The 14,741-nt window shown below is 62.7% G+C and carries 12 protein-coding genes; 8 read left to right on the forward strand and 4 right to left on the reverse strand.

All coding sequences use genetic code 11. The features are described 5' to 3' along the window. Positions 1–30 precede the first annotated feature (30 nt). The 4 genes from PH551_RS26680 to PH551_RS26695 all read right to left on the reverse strand — a co-directional run bounded on the left by PH551_RS26680 (position 31) and on the right by PH551_RS26695 (position 6,156). The gene (locus tag PH551_RS26680; protein ID WP_285195687.1) at positions 31–2,556 is read right to left on the reverse strand and encodes a mechanosensitive ion channel family protein; all 2,526 of its coding nucleotides are present in this window, start codon (positions 2,554–2,556) and stop codon (positions 31–33) included. 136 nt (positions 2,557–2,692) lie between these two features. Further along, complete coding sequence (locus PH551_RS26685) at positions 2,693–3,244, reverse strand: DUF924 family protein (RefSeq protein WP_285195688.1); 552 nt, start codon at positions 3,242–3,244, stop codon at positions 2,693–2,695. A gap of 271 nt (positions 3,245–3,515) precedes the next feature. After that, complete coding sequence (locus tag PH551_RS26690) at positions 3,516–4,580, reverse strand: histidine kinase dimerization/phosphoacceptor domain -containing protein (RefSeq protein ID WP_285195689.1); 1,065 nt, start codon at positions 4,578–4,580, stop codon at positions 3,516–3,518. Between the two features lie 130 nt (positions 4,581–4,710). Further along, complete coding sequence (locus PH551_RS26695; RefSeq protein WP_285195690.1) at positions 4,711–6,156, reverse strand: MFS transporter; 1,446 nt, start codon at positions 6,154–6,156, stop codon at positions 4,711–4,713. A gap of 523 nt (positions 6,157–6,679) precedes the next feature. Here PH551_RS26695 and PH551_RS26700 point away from each other — a divergent pair. The 8 genes from PH551_RS26700 (at position 6,680) to dhaL (ending at position 14,738) form a co-directional block, all read left to right on the forward strand. Then, the gene (locus PH551_RS26700) at positions 6,680–8,005 is read left to right on the forward strand and encodes an ABC transporter substrate-binding protein (protein ID WP_285195691.1); all 1,326 of its coding nucleotides are present in this window, start codon (positions 6,680–6,682) and stop codon (positions 8,003–8,005) included. A 116-nt stretch (positions 8,006–8,121) separates the two neighbouring features. Next, on the forward strand, positions 8,122–9,090 hold the full coding sequence (locus PH551_RS26705) for a carbohydrate ABC transporter permease (RefSeq protein ID WP_285195692.1): 969 nt from the start codon (positions 8,122–8,124) through the stop codon (positions 9,088–9,090). Next, a complete protein-coding gene (locus PH551_RS26710) occupies positions 9,087–10,040 on the forward strand; it encodes a carbohydrate ABC transporter permease (protein ID WP_085778511.1) in 954 nt (317 codons plus the stop codon). The genes PH551_RS26705 and PH551_RS26710 overlap by 4 nt, the downstream gene beginning before the upstream one ends. After that, positions 10,037–10,255: a hypothetical protein gene (locus PH551_RS26715; RefSeq protein WP_085778512.1), complete on the forward strand. Its 219-nt coding sequence runs from the start codon at positions 10,037–10,039 to the stop codon at positions 10,253–10,255. The genes PH551_RS26710 and PH551_RS26715 overlap by 4 nt, the downstream gene beginning before the upstream one ends. Before the next feature lie 3 nt (positions 10,256–10,258). Continuing rightward, complete coding sequence (locus tag PH551_RS26720) at positions 10,259–11,356, forward strand: ABC transporter ATP-binding protein (protein WP_285195693.1); 1,098 nt, start codon at positions 10,259–10,261, stop codon at positions 11,354–11,356. Then, positions 11,349–12,377, forward strand: coding sequence for an ABC transporter ATP-binding protein (locus PH551_RS26725; protein WP_285195694.1), 1,029 nt, complete (start codon positions 11,349–11,351; stop codon positions 12,375–12,377). Before PH551_RS26720 ends, PH551_RS26725 begins: the two co-directional genes overlap by 8 nt. A 52-nt stretch (positions 12,378–12,429) precedes the next feature. Next, the gene (locus tag PH551_RS26730; protein ID WP_085778515.1) at positions 12,430–14,070 is read left to right on the forward strand and encodes a dihydroxyacetone kinase subunit DhaK; all 1,641 of its coding nucleotides are present in this window, start codon (positions 12,430–12,432) and stop codon (positions 14,068–14,070) included. A gap of 50 nt (positions 14,071–14,120) precedes the next feature. After that, entirely contained in the window at positions 14,121–14,738 is a 618-nt protein-coding gene (gene dhaL / locus PH551_RS26735; RefSeq protein WP_085778516.1) for a dihydroxyacetone kinase subunit DhaL, read from the forward strand. Positions 14,739–14,741 lie beyond the last annotated feature (3 nt).

The following is a 14,741-nucleotide window of genomic DNA, read 5'->3' on the forward strand; positions in this document are numbered from 1 at the left end:
AGACCTGTGAATGATGGCTGAATAAGCTGTTCAGCTCTCCGCTGCGCGCCCGCGCAGCTGGCGCACCGGCCGCACTTCTTCCTCCACTGGTCTATTCTCGGAATTCTCATGGCCGTCCGCATGTTCCTTAACCGCATGGGGAAGGACGGAGGCAGCCTCCCGATGGATGGTAAGGTCGCTCTGTGGCAGCGGAATTTCTATGCCTTCCGCCTTGAAGCGCTTGAGGATATCGATCCTGAGATTGTTGCGCACCGTCAGGCCGTCGCCCATGTCGGCGAGGAAGAAGCGAAGCTCGAAATCGAGCGAATAGGGGCCGAAGCGCAGGAATTCGACATGCGGCTCGGGATTGCGCATGACGAGCGGTATCTTCGCCGTCAACTCTAAGAGAATATCCATGACCTTTTGCGGATCGGCGTCGTAGCTGACGGAAACCGGGATTTCCGAGCGACCGATCTTGTTGCGGTGCGTCCAGTTGCCGACGAGGCCGTTGATCAGTTCCGAATTCGGCACGATGATCGCCTGCTTGCGGAAAGTCTCGATCTCGGTAGCGCGCACCGAAATGCGCTTGACGATCCCTTCGGCCGTGCCGGAGACGACGTGATCGCCGACCTTGAACGGCCGCTCGACCAGCAGGATCAGGCCTGACACGAAGTTGGAGACGATGTTCTGCAGGCCGAAACCGATACCGACCGAAAGCGCGGAGGCGACGAGCGCGAAGCTCGACAGATCGATGCCGGCGGCGGAGACGCCGATGATCGCCGCAATGCCGACGCCGAGATAGCCGATGCCTGTCTTCACCGAATTGCGTACGCCAAGATCGACATGGCTTCGAGCCATCACATTGCCGTCGAGCCAGCGCTGCAGCCAGCGAGTTAGCAGGTAGACGCCGGCAAACAGCAAGATGCCGGTGCAGATGCCGAGCAGCGAAATGCTGATGCCGCCGAGCTTGACCTCGGTGAACAGCCGGTAGGCGATCAGCTGCAGGTCCTGCACATGGAAGCCCCAAAGCAGCAGGATAAGAGGAATGCCGACGAGCAGCGCCACCGCATAGATGGCAAGGCCGACGAGCAGGCCAACCTGATCAATCGCCACGGGTCCGAGGTTGAAACGGCGTGTCAGGAAGCGCGCGAAGAAAGTATCGCCGAAGCTCTCCTGCCGAGATATCGCCTTGCCGGAGAGCAGACCGACATACATGGTGGCAACGACTGCGCCGGTGATGATGAGCTGTGTGGCGACGAAACGCGCCAGCCCCACATAACCCGCGAGCGCTGAAACGATCAGGGCAGTGCCGACGACGCGTAGGATGATTGCCATGCCGCGCGGCCAATGTCGGCCCGGCGCGTCGGGATCACCGTTCCTCGCCAACATCGGCTTGCCGAAGGAGGCTACGATCAGGATGATGCCGATGATGAGCGCGGCGACCAGGCTTCTGACCACGGTCAGCACCAGCGGCGAGCCCATCGCTTCGCCGATGCTGCTGAAGAGATAGTCGAGTCCGTTGATGACTGCCATCGCCAGCAGGCAATAACCGATTGAGCGCGCGCCCAGGTTGGAAAGCTTGACCAACCGCCAGCGCGGTTCGTGCGGCGCGAAGATAGCATTGACGAAGCGGCCGACGAAATAGACCAGCCCGATCGTCCCGAACAGAGCGCCGATGACGGGCGCGATATCCGGCCGCAGCACGTTGAAACTGTTCAGGAAGAAGAAGGACGTGACGAGCAGCACCGAGAGCGCCAGGGTGCGGATCAGCGTCGACCAGAAGGCGATCGACAGCCGGCCGATATAGGACGGGTTCTCGACAGCCTCGTCCCGGCGCAGATATGAGCCGAACAGCCGGTAGCTGCCGGAAAGCAGAATGAGTGCCGAAGCGAGCGACAGGAAGATCGCCGCAAAAAGCGGGAAGCGCTTGAACTTCCAGACGAAAGTGGCCCAGCTCGACAGCGCCGTGGCAAATTCGCCAGTCTCCCGCACGAAGGCAGTCGCCGCATCGTCGAGGACGGAGACCGAGATTTCGGTGCGCTTGAAGAGCGTATCGGCAAACAGCTGCCGCCGCATCTCGATGATCTCGTTCATGAGCTTCGTCACCGCGATCGACAGGTTTTCCGCATCGCCCGTCACCGCGTTGATTTGCGCGCGCTCGGCGGCGAGCGCATTCCGCTCGTCCGTGACGATCTGCGCCTCGGGAGGCTGCCCATCCTTCGGGGGCTCGCCGATCTCGGCCAGCCGGTTCTTGATCTGGTCGAAACGCGGCCTCAGGTTGACCGATATGGTGATGACGGCGCGGCTGAGCTCGTCGGCCTTGGTTGCAAGCCCGACCAGCGCATCGTCATTATCGGCGTTCGCCTTGACGCTGTCCTGAAGTGAGCCAAGCTGGACCTTCGCCTTCTCGATCTCCTTCGCCGCCTGGGCGGAAGGCGTATCGACAAGCGACGCCTCTGCTGCTGCCCCCTGCGGCTGCGGTTCCTGCGCGAAGGCTGCTGCGCTCTCGAAATGCGCACCGGCGAGCGCCAGCGTCACGAGAAGAATGGTGCGAAGCAGGATGGATCTCAGCCGCAAAAAAGCCTCCGAAAAGGTTGTCATCGAAATTGAATGCTCGCTTTTCATCGCAAAGAAAGGCGACAGAAAGGCGGGAGATGCCTAAAGCGCCCTGCCCACCGAGCTTGTCCATGCCGCGCTAATTCGTCCAAACAGCTCAGAACCCTGCATCGGGCTTGGAGAGATAGTCGAGTTCTGCTGCCGTCGATTCCCGCCCGAGCATGGCATTGCGGTGAGGAAAGCGCCCGTAGGCGGCGATTACCTCGCGGTGACGGATCGCATAATCGAGATATTCCTCGTCACCGAGCGCGGTGAACAGGGCCACCGAACAGTCCTGCTCGTCGAGGTTCTCGGCGTGTTCGAAGGGCAGGTAGAAGAAGGTCCGGCAAGCATGTTCAACCGCCTGGTCGGCACCGGCCGCAAGCGCAAGCTTGGCTTCCCGAAGGGCAAGCCCGTCGGTAGCAACGGCAAGCCCCGTGCCGCGATAGATGTTGCGGGGAAACTGATCGAGCACGATGACGGCCGCCAGCCGGCTCACCGGATCGGCCCGCCATTCATCGCCGACGCCCGCGGCAAGCGCCAGATGCGTATCGCGGAAAACATCCCGGATCTCGACATCGAGTTCCCGCGGGGGGCGAAACCATAGGTCGCGGCCACATCGAACGAACCAGAAATCGTAGACTTCGCGAGGTGTGCGGATCGTTGTCATGCTTTCCTCCCGCCGCGTTAGGTTCGATGACGTTATGCCGGTAAGCTCTAGTAAAAATAGGGCAAGGTGTGCCTGCGGCACCCTCATCCGCCCTACAGGCACCTTCCCCGTTGGGGAGAAGAGGGAGTCGAGACGTTGCCGCCAATCTCTTCTCCCCAGAGGGGGGCCGAAGGACGGGTCGAGACCCGTGGCTCGACCCCGGTCGTCGGTGCCGGCAGCCAGATGAGAGGGCCGCAGGCACACACCCTTCATCGTGACCTTCCACCTCTATCTACTTCTCCTCATGCAACGAAAACACCAGCATCGCCCTCGTCCCATCATGCCCGGGATCGTAAGCGAAATCCGATTTCAAGCTCGCGGCCATCGCCGTCAAAATCCGTGTGCCGAGGCCCGTTCCCCTCGCCGAGTTCTCTGGCGCAAACCCCGCTCCGTCATCTTCGACGATCAGGCGCAATTCGCCGTCGATCTGATCGACAACAACGCGGATCTCGCCTGAGACGCCGTCGGGATAGGCATATTTGAAAGCATTGGTGACGAGTTCACTGACGATCAACCCGAGCGTGATCACCTTGTCGGTCGCCAGATTGACCGGTTTTGCGGTCAGCACGATACGGTGCGGCCGCTTGTCGTCGCGCATCGAAGCTTCAAGCTCGGTCAGCAGGCTGTCCAGATATTCATCGACCTGCACCGAGCCGACCTGCCGGTTGGTGTAGAGCCGGCGGTGGACGCTCGCGATCGCGTTGATGCGCATCTGCGTCTCGTGCAGCGCATCGATCGCCACCTGGTCCTGGGTCATCGAGGATTGCATGCGGATCAGCGCGCCGACGAGGCCGAGGCTGTTGGCGATGCGGTGGTTGACTTCGGCAAGCAGCATTTCGGCATGGTCGCGCTGCTGGCGGATCACCTCCTGCGCCTGCGCCGTCTCGCGGCGGAAGCGGGCCCGCTCCAGCGCCTGTTCGAGGGCGGCGGCGAGCAGGTCGAAATAATCGGCCGAAATCCCCTTCAGCATGTAGTCATCGGCACCCGCCTTCAGCGCCGCGACCGCAATGCTGGTGTCGTCCGACCCCGTTGCATAGATGACCGGCGGATGATCCGGCACGGATGTGATGCAGGGCAGAATGTCGAGTCCGGTCTCGCCGCTCAGGAGATGATCGAGCACGACCGCATCGATGCCGCCTTCGGCGATCCGCGCCAGGCCGGCAGCACCACTCTGCGCCCACTCGACCGAAAAGCCGCAGCGCGCAAGGTTTTTCTGCATCAGGAGCGCGAGCCCCTCGTCGTCGTCGATATAGAGGATGTGGATCAGGGCATCCGCATCGCCGCTAGAATTGCTCATTCCGTCTCCCGGCGTTCTCTCTAAGCAACGACCGCCCGCAAGCGTCCGAGTCGTCGGCATGAGCACTGTCGTATTGCATTGACCGCCTGAGGTAAACATCGCTCATCGCTCGCTCTTGTCGCAGGCGACGTTAGCGCTTCCGGAATTTCCGATGGCCGGAAACTTCGGCGCCCGCCTCCTTCGGCAATTGCAGAAAGCGCAGCGACGAGACGATGCCGATTGCGCCGACCACGACGAAGGCCCATCGGAAATCGGCCATGACGGGATTGTCAGCACCTCTGAGAGCAGAGGAAATATTGAGCACGGCGGCTGCCACCGCAACGCCGAGCAGCATCGACATCTGCTGCAGCATGCTCGACAGCGTCGAGGCCGAGCTTCGCTGCGCCGGGCCGATATCGGCAAAGGCGAGCGTGTTCAGCGCCGTGAATTCCATCGACCGCGAGAGGCCGGCGAGAAAGAGCAGCGCATGGATGAAAAACGGCGGCGTCTCCGGGGTCAGGAAACCGCAAGCAACGATCGAAAGCGCGGCAATCAGTCCATTGAGCCCGAGAACGGTGCGGAAGCCAAAGAAGCGCAAGAGCGGTGTCGTCACCGCCTTCATGCTGAAATTGCCGAGAAAATACACGAGCAGATAGGCGCCGGCGGCAATCGAGCTCAGTCCGAAGCCGAGCTGGAACAAGAGAGGCAGCAGGAAAGGCGTCGCATTGATGGCCGTTCGGCAAGCCGTGCCCGCCGAGAGCGTCGACATCGAAAAGGTCTGGACGCGGAAAGCCGAGAGATCGAGCAGCGGATTGTCGACGGCAAGGAAATGCCGCGTCGCCATAACCGATAATAGGACGCCGGCCGCCAGCATGGAGATGACCGGCCAAATCCCGCCTTCCCATTTGACCGAAAGCTCCAAGGCCGCGAGCAGCAGGGTCAATCCGGCCGCGCTCAGGACAAAGCCAAGAATATCCAGCCGGCCGGGATCGGCCTCCCGCTGTTCGGGCACGAAGCGCAGCACCAGCCCCATGCCGACGATGCCGGTCGGAATATTGATCAGGAAGTTCCAGTGCCAGCTGGCATAGGTGGTGATGAAGCCCCCGAGCACAGGGCCGACCACGGGCGCCGTCAGCGCCGGCCAAGTGATGAGCGCAATCGCCTGGACGAGTTCGGATTTGCGGGCATTCTTCAGCACGATGATGCGCCCGACCGGCGTCATCAGCGCGCTCCCTGCCCCCTGCAGCGCCCGCCACAGCACGAATTCTGTGAGGCTGCCGGAGAGCCCGCAGAACAGCGAGGCGCCGGTGAAGACGCCGATCGACACCAGGAAGACGCGGCGCGCGCCGAAACGATCGCCGAGCCAGCCCGACAGCGGAATGAAGGCCGCCATCGTCAGCATGTAGACGGTGATGCCGATGCTCATCGACACCGGCTGCACGCCGAAGCTTGCCGCCATCTGCGGCAGCGAGGTGGCGACGATCGTGCCGTCAAGGATCTGCATGAAGAAGGAAACGGCAACGACCAGAGCCACGATCTTCGCCTGGCGGTCGTTTGCCGCCTCTTGTCCCTGCTCGCTCGTCTCTGCCGTGGTCATGGATCCGCCAATGAAAATTCCGGATGACGCGGCAGGGAAGCGGGAGGAAGCCGATCGGAGATATGCAGCGAGGGGAGCGCGGTTGAACCACGCCCTGGCTGAATACGCCTGTTGCATCAGGCCCGAAAGGCTAAATCTCGCACTGCACCGGAATTTCCCGAGACGGCCGGCATGGACAAAAGAAGAAGGCCTCACCGGAGGCGAGGCCAAGTTTGAACCGCTCCCGGGAAAACAGGAGCGGCGTTGAGGTCCATACCCTGCGGTCCATCCGCCAGCGAGGCCGGATTTCGTGGTATCGGTACGCCTGCACGGGAAATTTTCACGAGTTGCCAGGAGATCGGCCGAAACCCGGCCGGCAGCACCTGTGCGCCGCAGTAACTAATATCACTTGCAATGTTTATAAAATGCGCTATTACTAAACACATTGCTAAACATGATGATTGAGGAGTTCATGTGAGCATTCTCTGAAACGGGTGAACATGCGACGCCGGTGGGAAGCCGGTCTTGGTTCTGGGAGGAACTTATGCAGAAAACATCGAAAGCCCTTTTGGGGCTGGCCACGGCGTTCGTCATGTCGTCGGCATTGCCCGATCTCGCCAAAGCCGATGAACTTACGCTGTGCTGGGCCGCATGGGACCCTGCCAATGCACTCGTTGAGCTCTCGAAGGACTTCACCGCCAAGACAGGCACGCAGATGAAGTTCGAGTTCGTTCCCTGGACGAGCTACGCCGATCGCTTCCTCAACGAGCTGAATTCTCACGGCAAACTCTGTGACCTCATCATCGGCGACAGCCAGTGGATCGGCGGCTCGGCCGAGAACGGCCATTACGTCAAGCTGAACGACTTCTTCGCCAAGGAAGGCATCAAGATGGATGACTTCGTGCCGGCGACTGTTGTCGGCTACTCGGAATGGCCGAAGAACACGCCGAACTATTGGGCGCTGCCCGCCATGGGCGACGTCGTCGGCTGGACCTACCGCAAGGACTGGTTCGAAAAGCCGGAACTCCAGAAGGAGTTCAAGGCGAAATACGGCCACGATCTCGCAGCTCCGAAGACCTATGATGAGCTGAAACAGATCGCCGAGTTCTTCCAGAAGCGTGAGATCGACGGCAAGACCGTCTATGGCGCCTCGATCTATACCGAGCGCGGCTCCGAAGGCATCACCATGGGCGTCACCAACGTCCTTTACGACTGGGGCTTCCAGTACGACAACCCGAAGAAGCCCTACGAGATGGAAGGCTTCGTCAACTCGGACGACGCGGTCAAGGGCCTCGAATTCTACAAGTCGCTCTATGACTGCTGCACGCCGCCCGGCAGCTCCAACGTCTACATGGTCGAATCCGCCGACGCCTTCAAATCCGGCCAGGTCGCCATGCAGATGAACTTCGCCTTCACCTGGCCCGGCCTCTACAAGGACGAGAAGGTCGGCGGCGACAGGATCGGCTTCTTCCCCAATCCGGCGGAGAAGGCGCATTTCGCCCAGCTCGGCGGTCAGGGCATCTCGGTGGTTTCCTATTCCGACAAGCGCGACGCCGCCCTGAGTTACATCAAATGGTTCGCGCAGCCCGAAGTGCAAGCCAAGTGGTGGGAACTCGGCGGCTTCTCCTGCCTGAATTCGGTCGTCAACGCACCTGATTTCGCCAAGAGCCAGCCCTATGCCCAGGCCTTCCTGGACTCGATGGCGATCGTCAAGGACTTCTGGGCCGAGCCAAGCTATGCCTCGCTGCTGCAGGCCATGCAGAAGCGCGTCCATAACTACGTCGTCGCCGGCAACGGCACCGCCAAGGAAGCGCTCGACGGCCTGGTTAAGGACTGGAGCGACGTCTTCAAGGACGACGGCAAGATCTAGTGCCCAACGGGACTGGCGGCATCCCTCTGCACGCCATCCTTGCCAGGATGGCGGCCCGGATCGGCAGACGAGCCGGGCCGCCGGATCTTTCATATCCGAAAAGACCGGGTGAAAACTTGACCATTTCCCATCCCTCCATCGTCGAGAAAGCCGCCGACGCGACAGCAAGGGCAACGCCCGCCTCATTCGCCCGGCGCGTCCGCGGCCTCTCCGACAGGGCGATCGCCTGGCTGTTCATCGCGCCTGCCATCACCCTGCTCCTGGCGATCAACATCTTCCCGCTCATCTGGGCGGTCTATCTCTCCTTTACCAATTACCGCGCCAACCGGCCGAATGCGCCGGTCCTGGGCGTCGGCCTTGGAAATTACGAACGCGTTCTCAACGATCCCGATATATGGCAGGCGATGCAGACCACCGCCCATTTCGTCTTCTGGACGATCCTGCTGCAGACGGTGATCGGTTTTGCGCTCGCCTACCTGATCGACCGCAAGTTTCGCGGCCATGCCTTCTGGACGACGATTATCCTGATCCCGATGATGCTGTCGCCCGCCGTGGTCGGCAACTTCTGGCGCTTTCTCTACGAGCCGCAGATCGGCCTCTTCGCCTATGCCGTCTCGCTGGTGTCGGGCATTCCGACATCCGATGTCCAGATGCTCGGCAATGTCTCTCTGGCGCCCTGGGCGATCATCATCGTCGATACCTGGATGTGGACGCCTTATGTGATGCTGATCTGCCTCGCCGGACTGCGCTCGATCCCCGACTATATCTACGAGGCGGCCGAGGTCGATCGTGCATCGCCCTGGCGTCAGTTCTGGTCGATCACCGTGCCGATGGCCCTGCCCTTCATCATGCTCGCGGTGCTTTTCCGCGGCATCGAGAATTTCAAGATGTTCGACATGGTGACGCTGCTGACCGGCGGCGGACCGGGCTCGGTCACCGAGGTCGCCTCGATAACGCTGAAACGCGCCGCGTTCGAAAGCTGGGCGACCGGCCGGGCCTCGGCCTTCGCCATCGTCCTCTTCGTCGCGGTGTTCGGCCTCGCCAATATCTACGTCAAGGCATTGAACAAGGTGAAGCAAAGATGAGCGCCGCCAATACAGCCCATTCGGTCGTAGAGCCGAGCCTCAACAGCAAGCGCATCGCCGGCACGATCGTCGTCCTCTATGCGCTAGTCACCCTCATCCCGCTCGTCTGGATCTTCCTGACCAGCATCAAATCGCCGCCGGATTCGATCAGCTATCCCCCGAAGATAGTCTTCACGCCGTCGCTCGAGGGCTATTGCAATCTCTTCACCACGCGCACCCGGCAGACGCCCGATTATATCGCCTCGCTGCCGGCGCCGGTCGGCACCTGTGATGAGGTAACCCGCAAGCGCAACATGGTGATCGCGGGCCCGTCGAACTTCCTGCCGCGCTTCGTCAACTCGCTTGTCATCGCCTTCGGCTCCACCTTCCTGGCGGTCTTCCTCGGGACGCTCGCCGCCTACGGCTTCTCCCGCTTCAGGGTGCCGCTCGCCGACGACCTGCTGTTCTTCATCCTGTCGACGCGCATGATGCCGCCGATCGCCGTCGCCATCCCGATCTACCTGATGTATCGCGAGCTCGGCCTGTCGGACACGGCGCTCGGCATGATCCTGCTCTATACCGCCGTCAACGTCTCGCTCGCCGTCTGGCTGCTCAAGGGCTTCATCGACGAGATCCCGCGCGAATACGAGGAGGCGGCGATGATCGACGGCTATACGAGGCTGCAAGCCTTCCGCAAGGTCGTGTTGCCGCAGGCGACCACCGGCATTGCCGCGACTGCGATCTTCTGCCTGATCTTCGCCTGGAACGAATATGCCTTCGCCGCCCTTCTGACCTCGGGCGAGGCCCAGACCGCGCCGCCTTTCATCCCGACGATCATCGGCGAAGGCGGGCAGGACTGGCCGGCGGTCGCCGCCGGCACGACGATCTTCCTGATCCCGATCCTCGTCTTCACTATTCTCCTGCGCAAGCAGCTGCTGCGCGGCATCACCTTCGGAGCCGTCCGCAAATGAGCCACCTGATCGAGACACGCACCCGCACCCCTGCCCGCCCGAAACGGCCATTCTTGCTGCGCCGCGGTCCGATGGAGAATATCGCCACCGTGCTGATCGGGCTCGGCTTCCTCATGCTGTTCCAGCCCTTCCTGCTAGTGCTCTACACCTATTCGCTGGTGACCCTGCTGATCGGCACCGTCATGTTCATCATCGTCTCGAAATTCCCGGAGTAAACCATGGCGGACATCCGGATCGAAAATCTCCGCAAGGAATTCGGCAACTTCGTCGCCGTTGAGAATTCGACCTTCAGCGTCCATGACGGCGAATTCCTGGCGCTGCTCGGGCCTTCCGGCTGCGGCAAGACGACGACGCTTCGCATGATCGCCGGCCTCGAGTTGCCCTCGAGCGGCAAGATTCATCTCGACGGCGAGGACGTCACCTTCAACCGCGCCAGCGCCCGCGACAGCGCCTTCGTCTTCCAGCTCTTTGCGCTCTACCCGCATATGAATGTACGCAAAAACATCGGCTTCTCGCTGCTGTCGCAGGGCATGCCCAAGGCCGAGATCCGTCAGCGCGTCGAAGAGACCGCCCGCCTGCTGCAGATCGATCATATTCTCGACCGCTCGGTCTCGGGCCTTGCCGGCGGCGATCGGCAGCGCGTGGCGCTCGGCCGCGCCATCGTCCGCCGCCCGAAATGCTTCCTGATGGACGAGCCGCTCGGCACGCTTGATGCCGAGTTCCGCGAGATCATGGTTCACGAGCTCCGCGAGTTGCACAACCGCATCCATGCCACCACCGTCTACGTGACCCACGACCAGCACGAGGCGATGGCGATGGCCGATAAGATCGCCGTAATGAACCATGGCGTCATCGAGCAGTTCGGCACGCCGCAGGAGATCTATGCCAAGCCGGCGACCATGTATGTCGCCGATTTCATCGGCTCGCCGCCGATGAACTTCATGCGCTTCACCTCCGGCCTGAAGAGCGGCGACACATCCATCCTGCTCGACGGCGTCAATGTCGCCGTTCCCGAGATTCATCAGGACATGGCAGAAAGCGAACTGGCGCTCGGTGTCAGGCCCGAGCATATCCGCTTCAGCGACGCCTCGCCCCTTCGCGGCGCCGTCTATGGCAGCGAATATCTCGGCACCAACCAGGTTGTTGCCGTGGAAACCCCGGGCGGTCTGATCAAGGCCCGCGTTCCCGCCAGTCGCAGTTTCCGGATCGGCGAGACCGTCGGCCTCGAATTCAATCCGGCAAACCTCGCGCTCTTCGACTGCGTCTCGGGCCGCGCGGTGCCATCCCAGCTCTATAAGGAGACCCGGCATGGCTGATGTCGTCCTCAGAAATCTCAGCAAGCGCTTCGGCGACACCCAGGCTCTTGATGGGCTCGATCTTTTTATACGCGACGGCGAGTTCGTCGTGCTGCTCGGTCCCACAGGCGCCGGCAAGACCACGACGCTCAGGCTGATCGCCGGCCTCGAAAGGCCCGACAGCGGCCGCATCGAGATCGGCGGCCGCAATGTCGCGGCCGAAGCGCCGGCCGGGCGCGACGTCGCCTTCGTCTTCCAGCAATATTCGCTCTACCCGCACATGACGGTTTACGAGAACCTCGCCTTCCCGCTGAAAGCGCCGGTGCGCAAGCTGAGTGCGGAGGAGATCGATCGGCGCGTGCGCGAGGTCGCGCGCATGGTCCGCATCGACCACAAGCTCGAAAACCGCTCGACCAGGCTCTCCGGCGGCGAGATGCAGCGCGTCGCGATTGGCCGGGCGCTGGTGCGCCGGCCGGCGATCTATCTGATGGACGAACCGCTGTCCTCGCTCGACGCCAAGCTGCGCGCCGAACTGCGCCTAGAGTTGAAGCGCATCCAGAAGGACCTCGGTTCGACGCTGCTCTATGTCACCCACGACCAGGTGGAAGCCATGACCATGGCCGATCGCATCGGCATCGTCGCCGAGGGCCGGCTGATGCAGGTGGGAACGCCGCGCGAAATCTATGGCAATCCCGCCAACCTGCATGTCGCCGCCCGCCTCGGCCAGCCGCACATCAACCTTCTGCCGGCGGATCTGCTGCCGGGCGGCCGTCCGCCATTCGGCACAAAAACCGTCGGCGCCCGCACCGAACATCTCGATATCGTCGTCGGCAAGGATGCCAATGCCGAGGTCGACTGGATCGAGCATCTCGGCGACCAGAACCATCTGCATATCCGGGTGGCCGATCCCAAGCAGCCTGCGCGGGATCACAAACTCGTCACACTCGCGGATCCATATCTGGCGATCGCGCCGGGCGACCGCATCAGCCTGACGCTGCGCGATCCGCTTTATTTCGATGCGGCTGGACAGCGCCTGTCGTGACCGGCAAACAAAATGATGATGGCATGAAAAACAAACGGACGGGTCTCAACCGATGAAACACTTCTTCAACCGCAGGGAAACGATCGTCACCGAAGCTCTGGACGGCCTGCTTCTGACGACGAGCAGCGGCCGTCTCGCCCGTCTCGACAGCTTTCCCGACATCAAGGTGATCCTGCGTGCGGACTGGGACAAGTCAGAGGTCGCAATCATCTCGGGCGGCGGCGCCGGCCATGAACCCTCCCATGCCGGCTTCGTCGGTAAGGGCATGCTGACGGCGGCCGTCTCCGGGGAGATCTTCGCCTCGCCGAGCGTCGATGCGGTGCTGACGGCGATCCGCGCCGTGACCGGCCCGAAAGGCGCCCTGCTGATCGTCAAGAACTATACCGGCGACCGCCTGAATTTCGGCCTTGCCGCCGAAAAGGCGCGCGCCGAGGGCTTCGACGTCGAAATGGTTATCGTCGCCGATGACATCGCCATCCCCGGCATCAACCAGCCGCGCGGCGTCGCCGGCACGCTGTTCGTCCACAAGATCGCGGGCTATCACGCCGAAAGAGGCGAGGAGCTGAAGACGGTCGCGGCCCACGCCTCGGCTGCTGCCGGCGATATCGTCTCGCTCGGCATGTCGCTCTCGACCTGCAGCGTGCCCGGCCAGGCGCATGAGGATCGCCTCGGCGCTGAAGAAGGCGAACTCGGCCTCGGCATCCATGGCGAACCCGGCGCCGAGCGCATCGCGCTGCAGCCGGTCGCCGATATTGTCGCCACCATGGCGGCGCGCCTGACCCCGGCTTTGCGCGAAGGGGCAGACCACGCCCTCCTCCTCAACAATCTCGGCGCCGTGCCGCCGCTCGAAATGACCGTCATCGCCAAGACAGTGCTGTCCTCGCCGCTTGGCCGCCACATCAGGCTGATCGTCGGCCCGGCGCCGATGATGACCGCGCTCAACATGAACGGCTTCTCGCTGTCGCTGATCCGGCTGGATGCCGTGCGCGAAGCGGCGCTGACGGCAGTGGTCGAGCCGCATGCCTGGATGCCGGCCGTCAAACGCCACGAGATCAGGGTTATCGCCGCGCCGAGAACGGCGAGCCACTTGAACGGCGCAGCCACACCAGGGGAGAACAGCCGCTACCGACGCCTGATCACGGCACTCTGCGAGCACCTGATCGAACAGGAAAACGAGCTCAACCGGCTGGACGGCCGCGTCGGCGACGGCGATACCGGCTCGACGGTGGCGACAGGCGCGCGCAGCGTGCTTGCCCGCCTCGACACGCTGCCGCTCGATAAGCCGGCGGCAACGCTTGCCTCGCTCGGCGACATCCTCGGCACCAGCATGGGCGGATCGAGCGGCGTGCTGCTGTCGATCTTCTTCACCGCCGCGGCAAAAGCGATGGCCGATAGAGCGGATATATCAGCAGCGCTTCTTGCCGGGCTCGACAGGATGACGTTCTATGGAGGAGCAGGAGTCGGCGACCGGACGATGGTCGATGCACTCTCGCCTGCCCTGCAGGCGCTCGCGTCAGGCGATATCGCTGCCGCGGCAAGGGCAGCGGCATCAGGCGCGGAGTCGACGAAGACGATGACGAAGGCGAGAGCCGGACGCGCCTCCTATGTCGGCGAAAGGGATCTCGCGGGTGTCGCCGATCCCGGCGCGGTCGCGGTCGCCGGCGCGTTCGGCGTGGCGGCAAGCCTCGCCTGACCGGGTAAAGTTTGAAAGCCCGCGGGAGACGGGCGTCAGGGAGGAAGGCAGTGCAGGCGGAACCGGTGCTTGTGGCAGAACTGATCGAAGTGTGCCGCGCGACGATCGCGGAAAACGCCGATCACCTCTGCGCACTCGATCGCGCCATCGGCGATGGCGATCACGGAACCAATATGCGGCGTGGCTGCGAGGCGGTGAGCGCCGAGGGCGAAAGCCTGTCCAGCCTGCCCTTCCCCGACGCCGTCGAAAAGATCGGCCTGACGCTGGTGATGAATGTCGGCGGTGCGGCCGGCCCGCTCTACGGAACGCTGCTGATCGAGATCGGCCGCGAGCTTCGTAAAAGCGAGGAGAAGGCCGATTTTTCCCTGGTGCTGAAACAGGCGATTGACGCGGTGGCAAAACGCGGGCGGTCGCACGCCGGCGACAAGACGCTGCTCGACGTGCTCTATCCCGTCCATGCGGCGCTGGCCAAGCGGTCTCCACTCGGTGACGTCGCGCGCAAAGCCGAGCGCTCCGCCGACAGGACAGCCGCGATGAAAGCGATGCGCGGACGCGCCGCCTATCTCGGCGACCGCTCGATCGGCCATGTCGATCCCGGCGCGTCGAGCTGCGCGCTGCTGACAACGGCGATCTGCCGCTATCTCGGGGAGCGCCGCCCCGATGAATGAAAG

Origin of the sequence: Rhizobium atlanticum (genome assembly GCF_030182485.1) — a bacterium.
Lineage (GTDB): Bacteria > Pseudomonadota > Alphaproteobacteria > Rhizobiales > Rhizobiaceae > Rhizobium.